Genomic DNA, 17,821 nt, shown 5'->3' with positions numbered 1-17,821 from the left:
GATAGGATCGGAGAATGGAGCCCACTAGCTATCTGCGCTACCCGCACATTGCCAACGACCTGGTCACGTTCGTCGCCGAAAACGACGTCTGGATCGCCCCGCTGACCGGCGCCCGCGCGTGGCGCATTTCCGGGATGGGCCTGCCGGCGCGCGGTCCGCGGTTCACCCCGGACGGATCCGCCCTTGTCTGGAGCGTCCTGCAGGGCAGCGCCCCGGAGATCGTCACGGCAGGCACCGACGGTGGGGGATACCGCCAGCTCACCCACTGGGGACACCCCAGCACGCGTGTGCGTGGCTTCACCCCCGAAGGCGACGTCCTGGCCGTCAGCGCCCACGGACAGGCGGACGGCCGGCACACCTGGGCGCGCGCGCTCCCGCTCGACGGCGGTCCCTCCCGTATCCTGCCCCTCGGTCCGGTGGACTCCGTGGTCTGGGGGCCCAGCGTCGGCGACGACCGGCCTGTTGTCCTGGGCACGGCGCTGAGCCGGGAACCCGCGTACTGGAAGCGGTACCGGGGCGGTGCCGCCGGCAAGATCTGGATAGACCGCGACGGCGGCGGAGATTTCGGGCGACTCGTCCCGGAACTGGACGGCAACCTGTGCGATCCGGTCTGGGTGGGTGGGCGGATCGCGTTCCTCTCGGACCACGAGGGCTACGGGAATGTCTACTCCGTGTTCCCGGACGGCTCGGACCTGCGGCGGCACACGGACCACGAGCAGTTCTACGCGCGGCACCTTTCCAGCGACGGCGAGCGCGTGGTGTACGAGCACCGCGGTCGGCTTTTTGTCTTGGACACTCTGGACGGCGAGGCCCGCCGCCTGGAGATCGCGCTGGGATCCGCCGGCCATGGGCGGCGCCGGAAGGCGCTGGCTCCGGCGCGGCACCTCAACGCGGCCGTCCCGGACAGGGAGGGCGTCGCGAGCGTTGTGGAAACCCACGGCACGCTTCACCTGCTTAAGCACCGCGACGGACCGTCGCACGCCATCGAGGCGACCCCGGGCGTCCGCGGACGTTTGGGGCGGATGCTCGGCGGCGGACACGTTGGCTACATCGCGGACCGCGGCGGGGAGGAAGCCCTGTTCGTTCGCGATGTCGCGACCGACGCCTTCTTCGGCGCCCACGGACCCATCCCCAGCGCGCTCGAGGACGACTCCGCGCCCGGCGCCTCCGATGCGCCCGGTGCCCGAGCGATGTCCCGCGGCACCGAGGGCCACGAGCCGGTGGAGCCCCATGGATCCGATACCTTGGCCGCGGCCGACGACGAGGATGCCGGGGTCCTGCCCCAACCGGTCAGCGCCATGGCGGTCACCGGCGCGGATGCCGGCAGGCCGGCACCGGCGCGGGTACCAGATGTCGAAGCCCCCTCCGGCGACGGCGACGAGGGACAGGGCCACGAGGGAGACGGCGCGGGGGAACACGGCGACGGCGGCCGGTCCGCGACCACGCCGACGGAACACGACGGCGAAGCCGTCCCGGCTGACGGCCTCCGCCGGATCCAGCTGCCCTGCCGCGGTCGGGTGCGCAGCATGGAGTCGAGTCCGGACGGCCGGTGGCTGGCGATCGGCTCCGAATACGGGGAGGCCTATCTGCTGGACGTCGATGGCGGGCAGTGGCGGGAACTGTGCGCCACCGATTTCGGCGGCATCACTGACCTGAGCTTTTCCCCGGACTCCGGATGGTTGGCGTGGATCGAACCCGTGACCGCGTTCGAGGGCCGGAGCCGCATCATGCTGGCGTCCACCACCGATCCGGAACGTGGATCCATCCAGGTCACGGATGCGCGCTTCCACGACCACTCGCCGTCGTTCACGCACGACGGCCGCTACCTGGCGTTCCTGTCGGAGCGCAGTTTCGACCCGGTGTACGACACCCATAGTTTCGACCTGAGCTTCCCGGCGTCGACCAAGCCGTTCATGGTCGCCCTGTCCGACGCCACACCCAGCTTGTTCGGACCGTCCGTGTACGCGGCGGACGCGGGCCCGGACGACGCGCGGGGCGGAACCGCACCCGTGGACGCCAAGCCGGCTGCGGAAGGCGCCGCGGACGGGCCGGCGAGGACCGTCGTCGTGGAAGACGGGATCGGCCAGCGGCTGTTTGCGGTGCCGGTGGCCCAGGGCCGCTACAGCCGACTCGTGGCCGTGGAGAAGGGGCTGCTCTGGCTGGTCGACGAGTCCACCGGCGTGACCGGTGACGGACGCGGTCCCGACGCAGAGGCCCCCGCCCTGCGGCTCGAGCGTTTCGCGTATGCGGACCGGAGCGTCAACACCCTGGTGCCCCGGCTGAAGCAATACCGCGTGAGCGGCGACAAGCGCCGGCTCGTGTTCGTCGACGGGCAGCAGGTGCGCAGCGTGCCGGTGGACCGCTCGCTGGACCCGTCGTCGCCCGATGCGCACACGCTGGACCTGAACCGCATCCGTGTGGAACTCGATCCGGCCAAGGTCTGGGAGCAGGCGTTCACCGAGGCCTGGCGGCTGCAGCGCGACTTCTTCTGGACCGCCGACATGGCCGGGCTGGACTGGCCCGGTATCGCGGAGAAATACCGGCCGCTCATCGCGCGTCTGGGCAGCCACGACGACCTCGTCGACATCCTGTTGGAGATGCACGGCGAGCTGGGCACGTCCCACGCCTACGTCTCGCCGTTCGCCGCCACCGAGCCCGGGGCCGGGCGCCAGGGTCTGCTCGGTGCGGACCTGGAGCGCGTGGACGGGGTCTGGCGCATCGCCAAGGTGCTGGAGGGGGAGACCTCCGATCCGCAGGCGTACTCCCCGTTGACGGCACCGGGTGTTGCGGTGCGCGCCGGTGACGCCATACTTGCCGTCGACGGGCAGCGGACCCCGCACGACGGCGGTCCGGACCTCCTGCTCAGGGACGCAGCGGGACGCACGGTGGAGCTGACCGTCGAGGGTGGACCGGACAGCCGCAGGCCGGGCGAGGTGCGCCGCGTCGCCGTCGTGCCCGTGCGCGACGAACAGCGCCTGCGCTACCAGAATTGGGTCGCGGGAAACCGGCGCACCGTCCGGACGGCGTCGCAGGACGCGTTCGGGTATCTGCACATCCCAGATATGGCGGCGCACGGATGGGCCCAACTGCATCGGGATCTGGACACCGAGACCGAGCGCGACGCGCTGATCGTGGACGTCCGGCGCAACCGCGGCGGGCATACCTCGCAACTCGTCGCCGAGCTCATCGGGCGCAAGGTGACGGCATGGACCATGGCCCGGGAAACTCGCACGGGCACCTACCCCTCCAGCGCCCCGCGCGGACCGGTGGTGGTCATCGCCGACGAATGGGCTGGCTCCGACGGAGACATCATCACTCAGGTCGCAAAGCTGCGCGCCATCGGACCGGTGGTCGGGATGCGCACGTGGGGCGGGGTGGTGGGGATCGACAACCTGTTCGACCTGGCCGACGGCACCAAGGTGACACAGCCGCGGTATGCGACGTGGTTCGTTGGGGGCGTGGGCTGGGGTCTGGAGAACCGCGGGGTCGATCCGGACATCGAGGTCCCCTACCCGCCGCACGCCTACGCGGCCGGGGAGGACCCCCAGCTGGAGCAGGGCGTCGCCGTGCTCAAGGAGATGCTCCGCGAGATTCCCACCCAGCAGCCGCCGCGGCTCGCGGGATACCGTTCCCTGCAGCCGGCGCCGCTCCCGCCCCGCCCGCAGGACGTCCAGCCGACGACCGCCGCCGACGTGCCGTAACGGCACAGTCGACGCGAAGGAGCCCGTCCCGGCACGTGGCCGGAGGCGGGCTCCTGGTCCTTTTTGCCTCCTAGGAGGCGAGTTTCGCGTCGAGGGTGATGCTGGGGACCGACGCGAGCGCCTTCGACACCGGGCAGCCTTCCTTGGCAGCCTGTGCGCTCTTCTGGAAGGTCTCCTCGTCGATTCCCGGGACCGTCGCGACGACTATCAGCCTGATTTCGGAGACGAGCGGCCCGTCGGTGGTGTCGAAGTCGACCTCCGCGGTGGTGCGGATGCTGTCGGCGACGTGGCCCGCCTCCTTGAGGATGTTGCTGAAGGCCATCGAGAAGCACGAGGCGTGCGCGGCGGCGATCAGTTCCTCGGGGCTCGTCTTGCCCTCCGCCTGTTCCGCACGGGCCTTCCAGGTCACGTCGAAGGTGCCGATCCCGGACGTCTCGAAGGTGGTCCGGCCGCTGCCGGTGAGATCCCCGCTCCATTCGGTGCGCGCGGTACGAGTTGTAGCCATCGTGACTCCTCCATGGTTGCTCTTCGGCCGCCCGGTCGACGGCCCACTGGCCATCCTAGGACGGCGGGCCGGACGGGCGACACCCATCGCGTCGGCCAGTGGCGGTCCGTTGGCCCCGAAAGACCGCGACTAGCCCCAGAAGACCGCCACGGCGATGTTGATCAGTGCCATGCCGCCGACCGCGTGGGCCAATCCCTTCGGTACCTTGTCGCCCGCCTTGACCTTGCGCCGGCCGAGGAACGCGGCCACGGCGACCACGAGCGCGAGGACGAGCTTGACGGCGACCTTGACGTTGTTCACCTCGCCGTCCTGCATCTCCAGCAACCCCACCATCAAAAGGCCGGTGAGGAGCTGCGTCAGCGCCCCGATCCACTGCCAGAGGCCGACGGTTGGCGTCTTGAAGCGGGCGAGCCAGCCCCCGACGATGGCGGCGGCACCGAGAATGTGGAGGAACAGAAGCAGAGTGAAAAGAAAGTCCATGTCAACAGTCTATTGGGGTTGCGGTGGCGGAACGCGCCAACGCGGAAAGCGCCCGCGGCCGATCCCTGGGGACCGGCCGCGGGCGCCGCCGTGTGGTGCCTAGAGGCCGAGGTCGGCCTCGAACGCCCCGTCTTCGAGCCGCGTCCGCAGAGACTGCAGGAAGCGCCCCGCGTCCGCCCCGTCCACCAGACGGTGATCGTACGTGAGCGACAGGTACATCATGTGGCGGATGGCGATCGTGTCGTCGCCGTCGGCGTCCGTGACCACCACGGCGCGCTTGACGATGGCGCCGGTTCCCAGGATCGCGACCTGCGGCTGGTTGATGATCGGCGTGTCGAACAGCGCCCCGACCGAGCCGATGTTGGTGATGGAGAACGTTCCACCGGAGAGCTCGTCGGGGGAGATCTTGTTGCTGCGCGTGCGCGCGGCGACGTCGGCGATCTTGCCGGCGATGCCGGCCAGGTTGAGGCTGCCCGCGTCGTTGATGACCGGAACCAGGAGACCCTTGTCGGTGTCCACGGCGATCGCCAGGTGCTCGGCGTCGTAGTAGGTGATCTCCTGCCTGGACTCGTCGTAGGACGCGTTGAGCTTCGGGTGCTGCTTCAGCGCCTCCGCCACGGCCTTGGCAATGAACGGCAGGAACGTCAGCTTGGTGCCGTTGGTCGCCTGGAAGGAGTCCTTGGCCTTGGTGCGCAGCTTGGCCACGCGGGTCATGTCGACCTCGTGCACCTGGGTGAGCTGCGTGGAGACATCCAGCGACTCGCGCATGCGGCGGGCGATGACCTGACGGATGCGCGGGGCCTTCTCAACGGTGCCCCGCAGGTTGGAGGCGGGAGCGGCGGCCTTCGCCGGCGCCGCGGCGGCTGGCGCTGCGGAACCCGTCTGCGCGGCGGGGGCGGCCGGGGCCGTGGAGGATGCCTCTACGGCGTCGAGCACGTCCTGCTTGCGGATGCGCCCGCCGACCCCGGTCCCCGTCACGGTGGACAGGTCGATGTCGTTCTGCGAGGCGAGCCGGCGCACCAGCGGGGTGACGTAGCCGTCGCCCGATGCGGCGGACGCCGGGGCGGCCTCCGACTTCGGGGCTTCGGCCTTGGGAGCTTCGTGCTTGGGCGCTTCCTGATTCGGCGCCTCGGCCTCCGCTGCCGGAGCCTCTTCCCGAGGCGCCTCCTGCTTCGGCTCCTTCAGCTTCGGTGCCTCCTCCGCGGGAGCGTCCTGTTTCGGGTCTTGCTGGGCGGCGGGGGCCGCGCCGGAACCGATCACCGCGAGCACGGAACCGACCTCTGCGGTCTCGTCCTCGCCCACCCGGATCTCCTGCAGGGTGCCCGCGACGGGCGAGGGGATCTCGGTATCGACCTTGTCCGTGGACACTTCCAGCAGGGGCTCGTCGACGGCAACCTCGTCGCCGACCTGCTTCAGCCAGCGCGTCACGGTTCCCTCGGTGACACTCTCGCCCAGCGCGGGAAGGGTGACCTCGCTGGTCTCGCCGGAATCGGATGCGGGCGCCGCGGCCTCTTCCGTCTCCGGTTCCTTCTCGGTGGAGGGCTCGGCTGCCGGCTTTTCGGCCGCGGCATCCTCCGCCTCGGCCTGGGCGGGTTCGGAATCGGAAGCGGTCTCCTCGGCGGGGACCTCTTCGGCAGGGGCGTCCTCGGACGGCGATTCTGATCCCGAACCGTCGCCAATGCGCACCAGCGGCGCCCCGACGTCGGCCGTCTCGTCCTCGGCGACGAGGATTTCCTCGATGACGCCGGCGACGGGGGACGGAATCTCGGTGTCGACCTTGTCGGTCGAAACCTCCAGCAGCGGCTCGTCGACCTCGACGCGGTCTCCGACCTGCTTCAGCCAGCGCGTCACGGTGCCTTCGGTGACACTTTCACCGAGGGCGGGCAAGTTCACGGTTTCAGACATGGCGTCCCCGTTCTCCTTCAAAACTATGTATCTTCATGTGGCGGCCGGCCGGAGCGGCCCAATATGGCGTCTTTCGAGCTTAGTGCACCCCGGTCCGCGCCAGCGGAGGCGCGGACCGGGGTGTCCGGTAGCTAGCCGTGGAGCGGCTTGCCCGCCAGGGCGAGCGCGGTCTCGCCCAGGGATTCGTTTTGCGTCGGGTGCGCGTGGATCAGCTGCGCGACGTCCTCGGGGTAGGCCTCCCAGTTGACGATCAGCTGGGCCTCGCCGATCTGTTCGCCGATGCGCCCACCGATGCCGTGGACGCCGACGATCGGACCGTTCTTGACGCGGACCATCTTGATGATGCCGGAGGTGCCCAGGATCGATGACTTGCCGTTGCCGGCGAGGTTGTACTCCTGTACCTCGACCTGGTCCTCGCCGAACTTCTCCTTGGCCTTGGGCTCGGAGTAGCCCACGGATGCGATCTCCGGTTCGCAGAAGGTGACCTTCGGGATGTTGATGTCCTCGATGACTACCGGGTTCTGGCCGGCGATCTCCTCGGCGACGAAGATGCCGTGCTGGTAGCCGCGGTGGGCCAGCTGGACGCCGGGGACGATGTCGCCGATGGCATAGATGTTTCCGACGCCGGTGTGCTGGCGCTCGTTGGTGATGACGAACCCGCGGTCCGTCGTGATTCCCTGCTCCTCGTAGCCGAGTCCCTCGGAGACCGGGCCGCGTCCCACGGCCACCAGGACGATGTCCGCCTCGAACGTCTTGCCGTCGGCCAGGGTGACTTTGGCGGCGTCGTCGGTCTGCTCGACCTTCTCGAAGAAGGTGCCGGTGTTGAACTTGATGCCGCGTTTCTTGAACGCACGCTCGAGGTTCTTGATGATCGAGGGGTCCTCGTTCGGGACCAGCGAGGGGAGGCCCTCGATGATTGTGACGTCCACGCCGAAGGACTTCCAGACGGAGGCGAACTCCACGCCGATCACGCCGCCGCCGAGCACGATCGCGCTCTTCGGGATGGTGTCCAGCTCCAGGGCCTCGGTGGAGGTCAAGATGCGGCCGCCGATCTCGATGCCCATGGTCTTCGCGAAGGAACCCGTGGCCAGAACGATGTTCTTGCCCTTGTACTGAACGCCGTCCACGTCGATGGTGTCCTGGCCGACGAGCCGGCCGTTGCCCTCGATGACCGAGATCTTCTTCATCTTCAGAAGACCGGTCAGGCCCTTGTACTTTCCGGCGACGACGCCGTCCTTGTACTTGCGCACGGCGGCCATGTCGATGGACTCGAGCGTGGTGTTGATGCCGTACTTGGCCCCCTCGCGGGCGTTCTCCGCCAGCTCGGCCGAGTGCAGGAACGCCTTCGTGGGGATGCATCCCCAGTGCAGGCAGGTGCCGCCGAGCTTGGCCTTCTCCACCAAGCCGACGGTGAAGCCCAGCTGCACGGCCCGCAGAGCGGTCGAGTAGCCGGCGCTGCCGCCGCCGAGGATCAGGACGTCGAATTCTTGCGTTGTTGCCGTATCGGCCACGTGAACGCTCCCTCGCGTGTGTTTGGCCGTCGCGTGGCGGCGGCCGTCCTTTGGGTGCTCCGTCGCGGCGGGTACTCCGCGACGGTGATGCTGGTGATGTTTCAGGTTTACCTTAGCCCCATGGCTGGTGCGGAGCCACACGAGGTGACGAGGCCATCGCCGCCACGTGACGCCGTTCACCGTGGCCCGCCGCCGCGCCGCCGCCCGTCCGGCGGTGACGCGGCCCGTGGGCCGTGACTAGCGGTCCGCGAGTTCCTCGGCGTAGGCCAGCAGGGTCCGCAGGCTGCAGCCGGTGGCGTTCTTCGGCGTGTAGCCGTACGCCGCGCCGTTGTTGAAGGACGGCCCGGCGATGTCGATGTGTGCCCACGGGATGGGTCGCCCGTCGGTTTCCCCGACAAACTCGCGGAGGAAGACGGCGGCCGTCATCATGCCGCCGTGGCGTTCGCCGATGTTGGCGAGATCCGCGACCTCCGAGTCGATCGACGGGCGCAGTTCCTCCGGCAGCGGCATGGGCCAGGCGGATTCGCCCGACCTGTCGGCCGCCGACTTGAGCGCGTCGCGGACTTCGTCGTCGCCCATGATGCCGGCCGTTCGGTTGCCGAGCGCAATCAGCTGGGCGCCCGTGAGCGTCGCGATGTCGATGATCGCGTCCGGCTTCTCCAGTCCCGCCGCGACGATGCCGTCCGCCATGACAAGACGGCCCTCGGCATCGGTGTTCAGGATTTCCACGGTCTTGCCGCCGAACATGGTGACGACGTCGCCGGGCCGGGTCGCGGCGCCGGAGGGCATGTTTTCGGCGAGGCAGAGCCACGCGGTGGCCCGGACCGGCAGGCCGAGCTCCGCAATGGCGAGGACGGTCTGCAGTGCCGTGGCGGCGCCCGCCATGTCCGACTTCATGTGGTGCATGTTTGCCGGTGGTTTCAGTGAGATTCCGCCGGTATCGAAGGTGATGCCCTTGCCGACGATGGCCACGTGGGCGGAGGATTTGGCGGGGGAGTAGTCGACTTTGACCAGGCGGGGCGGGCGCTCCGAGCCGCGTCCCACGCCGATCAGCCCGCCGTAGCCGTCCTTCTCCAGCCGCTTCTCGTCCAGCACGGTGACCTTGATGGGGTGTGGCTTGGCCGCATCGCGTGCCGCCTGGGCGAAGGACTCGGGGTAGAGGACGTTGGGGGCGGTGTTCACGAGGTCGCGGACGCCGCGGACCGCGCGACCCACGATGGCCGCGCGCTTCAGCGAGGCGGGCAGGGCCCGGTCCGCGGAGGCGGCCGTCGCCACGACCGCCTCGCTGAGCGGCCGCTTCGCGTCGTCCACTGCGCTGGAGCGGTGGTTGCCGAAGGCGTAGGCGCCCAGGGCCGCGCCCTCGGCCACGGCGGCGGCCGCAGCGACCGTGGGCGCAGGAAGGGCGAACACGACCCTGCGCAGTCCACCCGATTCCCGTGCCGCTGCGCCCGCCGCGCGCCGCAGCGCCTCGTGTTCAACGACCTCCCCGTCCACGCGTCCGAGGCCGGTCAGGACCAGCACGTCGGCCCTGATGCCGTCCGTCGCGGGCAACCGCCGCACGTTGTCGGCCGCGCCGGTGACGCCGAGCGCGGAGAGCGACGCCTCCAATGCGGACGTCTCGTTCGCCGTCAGCGGCGAGGAGACCAGCCGCGCCGCGGTGGACCCCGGGGGAGCCTGGGCTACGCCGACGACGACCGCGTCGGCGGCGAGCCGCTTGATGTCGGCGGAAACGGCGGTCAGCTTGAGATCGCTGGCGTTGATCACGGAACCTGTCCTTAATGTGCGCCGGCCGCGGTGGCGGGCGGGCACGGTTGGCGGAATGTAGCGGGCGTAACAGTGCTTTCGATCGTAGCCGCAGGCGCCCACGGCGGCGGGCCACGGCGCCCCGGGGGCGCCCACGGATTAGAGTGGAGTCGACCCGGGGAAGAAAACCGGGCACGCGCGCCGTTAACGCCTTCGGACCGTCCGTAGACCTGGAAGGAGACGCCCATGCTTGATCCGCTGTCCCTCGTCAGGCTGAACCACGACGTCATTGACGACATCCGCCTTCAGGGCCTCGGCCTGATCGTTGCGATCGATGGGCAGGTCGACGCCGGACAAGCCGTTGCGCAGGTCAGGTCCCAACTCATGGACGCTCTGGAGCCGCAACTGGTCGCGACGTTCGACGCCGACCAGCTCGTCAACTACCGCGAGCGGCGTCCGCAGGTGTCGTTCCTGGGGGACCACTTTGCCGCCTACCAGACGCCGCGGATCGAGTTGTACCGCTTGACGGACGGGCTGGGCAGGGATTTCCTGTTGCTGGCGGGGCCCGAACCCGACCTGCAGTGGGAACGGTTCGCCACCGCCGTCGTCCGGTTGGCTCAGGCGCTCAACGTGCGCCTGAGCGCCTCGTTCACTGCGGTGCCCATGCCGGTGCCGCACACGCGTCGGCTCGGCGTTACCGTCCATGGAAATCGACCCGACCTCGGCGAGGGCATCTCCACCTGGAACCCCACGGCCGAACTCCCCGCATCCGCATCCCAGCTTATTGAGATCAAGCTTGCCGAAGCCGGGCGCGACGCCGTCGGCTACTCGATCCACGTTCCGCACTACCTCGCCGAGGCGGAGTACCCCCAGGCTGCCGTGGCGGCACTGGAGTTCCTCGGCGCGGCGCTGGGACTGGGCCTGCCCACGGACAGGCTCCGCGAATCCGCGCGGCGGGTCGAGGGCCAGATCGACGAACAGGTGGCCGGATCCCCGGACATCTCCCGCATGGTGTCCAGGTTCGAGGAGCGCTTCGACGAGCACGTGCCCGACGCCGACCGGCGATCGCTTCTGCTGGACCCCAATGACGCCATGCCGGATGGCGAGGACCTCGCTTCGGCCGCGGAGGCCTTCCTGATCGGGCAGGCCGGCGACTCCTCCGACGAGACCGGGCGGTGACCGCCAGAACCGGCGGATTGGACACCGCGGCTTCGTGGTGGGTGTGGGGTGCGGCCGTCTTCGCCTATCTGACGGCCGTGACCCAACGGACCAGCTTCGGCGTGGCCGGGCTGGAGGCGACTGAGCGCTTTGGCGCGACCGCCTCGGTGCTGGCCGCGTTCAGCGTGGTGCAGCTGGTGGTCTACGCCGGTCTGCAGATCCCGGTCGGGGTTCTGGTGGATCGGCTCGGCCCGCGCACCATGATCGCGGGCGGCGCGGTTCTCATGGTGGTGGGCCAAGGTTTGCTGGCCATCGCGGATTCGGTGGCCGCCGGAATCGTGGGACGTTTTTTCGTGGGTGCGGGCGACGCCATGACCTTCGTGTCGGTCATGAGGCTCCTGCCGGCGTGGTTCTCCGGCTACCGGGTTCCGATGCTGACCCAGTTCACCGGGATGCTCGGCCAACTCGGGCAGCTCGTCAGCCTTGTTCCCTTCGTGGCGTTCCTGCGACTCAGCGGCTGGACCACGTCCTTCCTGTCACTCGCGGCCTTGGGGGTCCTTTCGTTCGCGCTGGCCGTCATCATGGTCCGCAACCAGCCGGACGCCGCTGTTCGCCCGGATGTCGGCGCGCGCCCCAAGAGCCTGGCCATGCTGGCCGGCGCGTGGCGCGAGCCGGGAACCCGGCTGGGCTTCTGGACGCACTTCTCCACCCAGTTCAGCACCAACGTCTTCCTACTGGCTTGGGGCTATCCGTTCCTGGTCTCGGGCCAAGGCCTCGCGCCGGCACAGGCGTCCGGGTTGATGTCTATTTTCGTGGTGGTTGCCCTCGTGGCGGGGCCGCTGTTCGGCGGGGCCGTGGCCCGGCATCCTCTGCGGCGCTCGACGCTGGCCTTCGGCATCATCGCGGGTGTAGCCATCGCGTGGGGAACCGTGCTGTTGTGGCCCGGTCCGGCGCCGGTGTGGGTTCTGGCCATCATGATCGTGCTGGTGGCCCTGGGTGGCCCGGGATCGATGATCGGCTTCGACTTTGCCCGGACCTTCAACCCGCCGAACATCACCGGAACCGCCACGGGACTCGTCAACGTCGGGGGTTTCCTCGCCGCTTTGGTGACGGTGTACGCGGTGGGCGCTATCCTGGACGTCCGGTACGAGGCGGCGGGGGGCACGGGGCAGCTCTACAACCTGGATGCCTTCCGGTGGGCGCTGGCCTTCCAGTTCGTTCCCCTCCTGCTCGGGACCCTCGGGATGGTTCTCTCCCGTCGCAAGGCGCGGAGCCGCATGGCAGAACGCGGCATCGTGGTGCCGCGGTGGCGCGACGCGATTGCGAGGAGGCGGCGCAAAGACCGGGGTCTTGACGGCCGAGAGCGCTGAGACGGCCGGAAGCTCCTCCACAGTTTCGCCCGGCCACACAGCCGGGATCGTTGTCCACAGCGCGCGACGTCGGGCCCCACCGCGGGGGATTCCCGGCGGAGGGTGGGTCCATGGACACCTCAACGAACCAGCTTTCCGTCGCCGACGCAGAGGGCGTTCTCGCTCTTGTGCCCCACATGCTGGGGTTCCACCCCGAGCACAGCCTGGTCCTTCTGATCACGTCGGGCTCCAAACTCGTTGCCGCCTTGCGGGTCGACCTGCCGCCCGGGGGCGCCTCGCCTTTCGAGGAGCGTGCCCACGCGGTGAGGGTCGGCGAATACCTCGAGGACATGCAGGACGCCACCGGTGCTTTTCTGGTGACCTATTCGGCTTCGCCCGCCTCCCGCTTGGCCGGGCGTACGCGTTCGTCCCATCGGCGCGTGGTCAAGACCGTGGCGGAAGAGCTCGGGGCGCGATCCGTCGCGGTGCCGGACGCCTGGCATGTGGGTCCGGACGGTTGGCGGTCGCACTACTGCACCGATGAATCGTGCTGCCCCGAACAGGGGCACCCGTTGGAGAGCATTTGGCTCTCGGACGCCAACCTCGAATTGCAATTCGCCGGGAGCGCCCCCGGCTCCCGCCTTTGGGACGGCACGCCGTCGTCTCCATGGCCGGCGGCTGCCACGGTCCGCGACATGGTGGGTTCGATCCTGGGTGGCGTGCTGGGCGCTCCGGACGCCACGGGTTTCCTTCGGCGGTGGTGTGAGGCCATCGAGAGGGAACCCGCGGACGCGCTCGCGCGATTGCGGTCGGAACCGCTGGAGACGGGGATTCTGCTGGCGGGGTTGCACGATTACTCCGTGCGCGATGTGCTGCCTTTCGCGGCCGCCACAGCCACCGCGGACGGGATCGCCGTCGCCGGGGAACTCGACGCGGGAGGGGAGGCTCCGCGCCAACTGGCCGAAGTGTTGCTGGGCAGCGCCGAGTCTGCGCCGGACTGGGACCGCCTGGACCGACTCTGGAACATCGGTGCGGAGCTCGTCGCCGCCGCGGACGGGGAGGATCGTTGCGCCCTGCTGTGCGTGCTCGGGTGGATCGAATGGGCCAGGGGGCGCAGCAGCGCCGCGGCGGCGCTGCTGGACGGATGCCTCGCGGCCAACCCCGCCTATGCGCTGGCCGGGAAGCTGAAGACGTTTCTGGATCAGGGGCGGCTTCCCCGGTGGGCCCGGGATCCCGCGACGGCGTGGAGGCGCGGCACGGGTCCGGGTGCCATGCCTGGCCGGGAAACGTGAGAGACTGTAAGTCGCAGACCCGGTTGGGTCCGTGTCCTTGGGCCGCTCCGGCGGATTCCGGTTCAGCCCCCGCGGGGGTGGGAACAAATAGGTCGGCTGCAGGCGTTGAGGTTACGAGACCCTGCATCCGAACCGTCGTGTGACGGTACCCGGACTTGACAGGGTCATAGTGGTGTTACCCGTGTGGTTGCACCGCGGACATCCGTGAGAAAGGTATTTCGTGCCAGCTTCCGATTCGAGCTCCAAGGCAGCAGAACGTCCGGGCACCGCGCCTGCGGCCGACGTCGACGGCGCCGCCGTGGAAACAACGCAGCAGAAGTCCGCGAGGACGCGTGCCCGCAACAAGGCCGCGAAGGAGGCGGCAGCAGCAGCCGGAGGCTCGCCGGCCGAAGGCGCCGCCGCGGACAAGCGGCCCTCGAAGGCATCGGCCCCCGCGGCCGAGAGCCCGGCAGAGGGCGCCGACTCGGAGGAGTCGCCGGCACCGGCTGCCGCCGAGCCCGAGGAGGAGACCCGCGGGTTCATCATCACGACCGACGAGGACGACGCCCCCCAGCAGCAGGTCCTTGTTGCCGGCGCCACGGCCGACCCCGTCAAGGACTACCTGAAGCAAATCGGCAAGGTCGCCCTGCTCAACGCCGAGCAGGAAGTCGACCTGGCCTTGCGCATCGAGGCGGGCCTGTTCGCCACGGAGAAGCTGAAAACCGCTGACGACTCGATGGACAAGCGGCTGAAGTGGGACCTCGAGCAGGTCGTCCACGACGGCAAGATCGCCAAGAACCACCTGCTTGAGGCCAACCTCCGGCTCGTCGTGTCGCTGGCCAAGCGCTACACCGGACGCGGCATGCTCTTCCTGGACCTCATCCAGGAGGGAAACCTAGGCCTGATCCGCGCGGTCGAGAAGTTCGACTACACCAAGGGTTTCAAATTCTCCACCTACGCGACGTGGTGGATCCGCCAGGCCATCACTCGTGCCATGGCCGATCAGGCGCGCACCATCCGCATCCCCGTCCATATGGTCGAGGTCATCAACAAGCTTGCGCGCGTACAGCGGCAGATGCTGCAGGATCTGGGCCGCGAGCCGACCCCGGACGAGCTGGCGCAGGAACTGGACATGACTCCGGAAAAGGTCGTCGAGGTGCAGAAGTACGGCCGCGAGCCCATTTCGCTGCATACGCCGTTGGGCGAGGACGGGGACTCCGAGTTCGGTGACCTGATCGAGGACTCCGAGGCAGTTGTCCCTGCCGACGCCGTTAGCTTCACACTGCTCCAGGAACAGCTGCACTCCGTCCTGGACACGTTGTCCGAGCGGGAGGCCGGCGTTGTCGCCATGCGGTTCGGCCTGACGGACGGGCAGCCGAAGACGTTAGACGAAATAGGAAAGGTCTACGGCGTGACGCGCGAGCGCATCCGCCAGATCGAATCGAAGACGATGTCCAAGCTGCGCCACCCCTCGCGGTCCCAGGTCCTGCGGGACTACCTGGACTAAATCCGGTGCGCCGGGCCACTGGTCCGGCGCACGCGGCGGCATGGACGGACAAAAGGGGCGGGCCCCGGCGATATTCGCCGGGGCCCGCCCCTTACGTTTGCGCGTTGTCCGAGCGGACTAGTCCTCGTCGCTGTACGAGGGCTTCTCGTGCAGCCGGTTCGTTTCGTCCTGCCACTCGGCGGTCAGGGGGCGGAGTTTGGGCTCCACCGCGCGGGCATGGTGTCCGCAGAAGAGAAGCTCTCCACCCGAGGTCCCCAAGACCGCACGAACGTAAGCCTGTGCCCCGCAGCGGTCGCAGCGATCCAGGGAAGTAAGTCCGCGTGTTGCCACTGATGTTGCCGTCATGACGACCTCCTTAGTTCTCGTACGCTCCATACAACCAGCCGGGGCCGACATTCCATCGCATATTCCGCCCCCTTTCGCTCACCGCGTAGCCACGAGTGGATCACGGCCCGGACTCGTTTTGGCATCCCGGTGCCCCGTCGCTCGGCGGGGGAACCGGAGTTGCGCGGATTTTCGGACTAACCTTGGGACGGTCAGATTTTCCCGACGACGAGGAGCGCACGCGCGTGGCACCGAGTTCTGAGTACAACGCCCGGCACCTCTCCGTGCTCGAGGGCCTGGAGGCCGTGCGGAAGCGTCCGGGGATGTACATCGGATCGACGGACTCGCGCGGGCTCATGCACTGCCTGTGGGAGATCATCGACAACTCGGTGGACGAGGCACTCGCCGGGCACGGACAGAATATCAAGGTGATCCTGCACCCGGACGGCTCCGTGGAAATCCACGACGACGGCCGCGGCATCCCCGTCGACGCCGAACCGAAGACGGGGCTCTCCGGAGTCGAGGTCGTCTTCACGAAGCTCCACGCGGGCGGGAAGTTCGGCGGCGGGTCGTACACCGCCTCGGGAGGCCTCCACGGCGTCGGCGCGAGCGTCGTCAACGCGCTGTCGGCCCGGCTGGACGTCGAGGTGGACCGTGGTGGCAAGACCTACCGCATGCAGTTCCGCAGGGGCGAACCGGGGCGCTTCACCGACACCGGCAAGGCCAAGCCGGATGCCCCGTTCACCGCGTTTGTGGAGAACTCTGTCCTGGATGTCGTGGGCAAGGCCAAGCGGGGTGTGACGGGAACGCGCATCCGTTACTGGTCCGACCGCCAGATCTTCACGAAAGACGCCCGGTTCTCCCACGAGGAACTCCAGGCGCGCGCCCGGCAGACCTCGTTCCTGGTGCCGGGGCTCAAGATCGATGTCCGCGACGACCGGCGATTGCCCGGAACGCCGGGCGAGGCCGGCCCGGTGGAGGAGACGTTCCACCACGACGGCGGCATTTCCGAGTTCGTCGACTACCTGGCCAACGACTCCTCGGTCACCGACATCTGGCGGCTGCAGGGTTCGGGCACCTTCAAGGAATCGGTCCCCGTTTTCGACGACGACGGACGCAGCCACATCAGGGACGTCGAGCGCGTGTGCGAGGTGGATATCGCGCTGCGGTGGGGGATCGGCTACGACACGACCCTGCGCAGCTACGTGAACATCATCGCCACGCCCAAGGGCGGCACCCACCAGTCCGGCTTCGAGCAGGCGCTGCTGAAGACCTTCCGCAAATCGGTCGAGGCGAACTCGCGCAAGCTGAGGGCGGGCAACGACAAGATCGAGAAGGACGATGTCATGGCCGGCATGACGGCGGTCCTGACGGTGCGACTTGCCGAACCGCAGTTCGAGGGCCAGACCAAGGAGATCCTCGGTACGTCCGCGGTCCGGCAGATTGTCACGCGAGTCGTCGAGAAGGAGCTGGCCGCGCGGCTGGGATCGTCGGCGCGGGCGGACAAGGCCCAGTCGGCCCAACTTCTCGAGAAGATCGTCAGCGAGATGAAGTCGCGCATTTCGGCGCGCGTGCACAAGGAGACGCAGCGGCGCAAGAGCGCGCTGGAAACCTCCTCGCTGCCCACGAAGCTCGCGGACTGCCGAAGCGACGACGTTGCGCGCTCAGAGCTGTTCATCGTGGAGGGAGACAGCGCGCTCGGGACGGCCAAGTTGGCCCGGTCCTCGGACTTCCAGGCGCTCCTGCCGATCCGCGGCAAGATCCTCAACGTGCAGAAGGCATCGGTCGGGGACATGCTCTCCAACGCCGAGTGCGCTGCGCTCATCCAGGTGGTGGGGGCGGGTTCCGGGCGCAGCTTCGACCTCTCGGCGGCCCGCTACGGCAAGGTGGTTTTGATGACGGACGCGGATGTCGACGGCGCACACATCCGGACGCTCCTGCTGACCCTCTTCTTCCGCTACATGCGTCCCATGGTGGAGAACGGCCGCGTGTATGCCGCCGTTCCACCGCTCCACCGCGTCGAGGTGATCAACCCGGGCGCGAAGCAGAACGAGATGGTCTACACCTACTCCGACGCCGAGTTGACGCGGGTGCTGAAGGCACTGGAGGCATCCGGGAAGAAGCACAAGGAGCCCATCCAGCGCTACAAGGGTCTGGGTGAGATGGATGCCGGGCAGTTGGCCGAGACCACCATGGACCCGCGGCACCGTACGCTCAGGCGGGTCAACATCGCGGACGCGGAGCGCGCCGAGCAGGTCTTCGATCTGTTGATGGGCAGCGACGTTGCCCCGCGCAAGGAGTTCATTGTCTCGGGCGCCGAGCGACTGGACCGGGAACAGATCGACGCCTGAGCGAGTCCGCGCCCGG

General features: G+C 68.7%; 12 protein-coding genes. 6 read left to right on the top strand and 6 right to left on the bottom strand.

Annotated elements, in window-relative coordinates:
• Positions 1 to 14: 14 nt before the first annotated feature.
• Positions 15 to 3,701, top strand: a complete 3,687-nt coding sequence (locus AC0QSG_RS05605) for a S41 family peptidase (protein ID WP_475376909.1) — start codon at positions 15 to 17, stop codon at positions 3,699 to 3,701.
• 70 nt (positions 3,702 to 3,771) lie between these two features.
• On the opposite strand, the gene AC0QSG_RS05600 is transcribed toward AC0QSG_RS05605, so the two are convergent.
• From AC0QSG_RS05600 to AC0QSG_RS05580, 5 genes are all read right to left on the bottom strand, one after another.
• Positions 3,772 to 4,206, bottom strand: a complete 435-nt coding sequence (locus AC0QSG_RS05600; protein WP_435726559.1) for an OsmC family peroxiredoxin — start codon at positions 4,204 to 4,206, stop codon at positions 3,772 to 3,774.
• 129 nt (positions 4,207 to 4,335) lie between these two features.
• A complete protein-coding gene (locus AC0QSG_RS05595; protein ID WP_435726560.1) occupies positions 4,336 to 4,686 on the bottom strand; it encodes a hypothetical protein in 351 nt (116 codons plus the stop codon).
• Positions 4,687 to 4,785: 99 nt separating this feature from the next.
• Positions 4,786 to 6,591 (bottom strand): 2-oxoglutarate dehydrogenase, E2 component, dihydrolipoamide succinyltransferase, encoded by a 1,806-nt coding sequence (sucB, locus tag AC0QSG_RS05590; protein ID WP_475376908.1) that lies wholly within the window; start codon positions 6,589 to 6,591, stop codon positions 4,786 to 4,788.
• A gap of 131 nt (positions 6,592 to 6,722) precedes the next feature.
• Entirely contained in the window at positions 6,723 to 8,102 is a 1,380-nt protein-coding gene (gene lpdA / locus AC0QSG_RS05585; protein WP_435726562.1) for a dihydrolipoyl dehydrogenase, read from the bottom strand.
• 237 nt (positions 8,103 to 8,339) lie between these two features.
• Positions 8,340 to 9,866 (bottom strand): leucyl aminopeptidase, encoded by a 1,527-nt coding sequence (locus AC0QSG_RS05580; protein ID WP_475376907.1) that lies wholly within the window; start codon positions 9,864 to 9,866, stop codon positions 8,340 to 8,342.
• Between the two features lie 225 nt (positions 9,867 to 10,091).
• On the opposite strand from AC0QSG_RS05580, the gene AC0QSG_RS05575 reads away from it, so the two are divergent.
• The 4 genes from AC0QSG_RS05575 (at position 10,092) to AC0QSG_RS05560 (ending at position 15,130) form a co-directional block, all read left to right on the top strand.
• A complete protein-coding gene (locus tag AC0QSG_RS05575) occupies positions 10,092 to 11,024 on the top strand; it encodes a proteasome assembly chaperone family protein (RefSeq protein ID WP_475376906.1) in 933 nt (310 codons plus the stop codon).
• A gap of 17 nt (positions 11,025 to 11,041) precedes the next feature.
• Positions 11,042 to 12,373, top strand: coding sequence for an MFS transporter (locus AC0QSG_RS05570; protein ID WP_475377278.1), 1,332 nt, complete (start codon positions 11,042 to 11,044; stop codon positions 12,371 to 12,373).
• A gap of 110 nt (positions 12,374 to 12,483) precedes the next feature.
• Complete coding sequence (locus tag AC0QSG_RS05565; RefSeq protein ID WP_475376905.1) at positions 12,484 to 13,644, top strand: DUF4192 family protein; 1,161 nt, start codon at positions 12,484 to 12,486, stop codon at positions 13,642 to 13,644.
• 220 nt (positions 13,645 to 13,864) lie between these two features.
• A complete protein-coding gene (locus tag AC0QSG_RS05560; protein WP_475376904.1) occupies positions 13,865 to 15,130 on the top strand; it encodes an RNA polymerase sigma factor in 1,266 nt (421 codons plus the stop codon).
• 117 nt (positions 15,131 to 15,247) lie between these two features.
• Here AC0QSG_RS05560 and AC0QSG_RS05555 read toward each other — a convergent pair whose 3' ends face one another.
• Positions 15,248 to 15,475 carry a DUF7455 domain-containing protein gene (locus AC0QSG_RS05555; RefSeq protein WP_475376903.1) on the bottom strand — a complete coding sequence of 76 codons (228 nt, stop codon included), beginning with the start codon at positions 15,473 to 15,475 and terminating at the stop codon, positions 15,248 to 15,250.
• Between the two features lie 224 nt (positions 15,476 to 15,699).
• Here AC0QSG_RS05555 and AC0QSG_RS05550 point away from each other — a divergent pair, with 224 nt between their 5' ends.
• On the top strand, positions 15,700 to 17,805 hold the full coding sequence (locus AC0QSG_RS05550) for a DNA gyrase/topoisomerase IV subunit B (protein WP_435726567.1): 2,106 nt from the start codon (positions 15,700 to 15,702) through the stop codon (positions 17,803 to 17,805).
• Positions 17,806 to 17,821: the final 16 nt, after the last annotated feature.

Source organism: Arthrobacter sp. LT660, assembly GCF_056172845.1.
Note: the sequence above shows the minus strand (reverse complement) of the source record. Positions and strands in the feature narration are given on the sequence as shown.

Coding starts and splice junctions, on each gene's coding strand:
- AC0QSG_RS05605 (WP_475376909.1), top strand. CDS start 15: ATGGAGCCCACTAGCTATCTGCGCTACCCGCACATTGCCAACGACCTG.
- AC0QSG_RS05600 (WP_435726559.1), bottom strand. CDS start 4,206: ATGGCTACAACTCGTACCGCGCGCACCGAATGGAGCGGGGATCTCACC.
- AC0QSG_RS05595 (WP_435726560.1), bottom strand. CDS start 4,686: ATGGACTTTCTTTTCACTCTGCTTCTGTTCCTCCACATTCTCGGTGCC.
- sucB (WP_475376908.1), bottom strand. CDS start 6,591: ATGTCTGAAACCGTGAACTTGCCCGCCCTCGGTGAAAGTGTCACCGAA.
- AC0QSG_RS05575 (WP_475376906.1), top strand. CDS start 10,092: ATGCTTGATCCGCTGTCCCTCGTCAGGCTGAACCACGACGTCATTGAC.
- AC0QSG_RS05565 (WP_475376905.1), top strand. CDS start 12,484: ATGGACACCTCAACGAACCAGCTTTCCGTCGCCGACGCAGAGGGCGTT.
- AC0QSG_RS05555 (WP_475376903.1), bottom strand. CDS start 15,475: ATGACGGCAACATCAGTGGCAACACGCGGACTTACTTCCCTGGATCGC.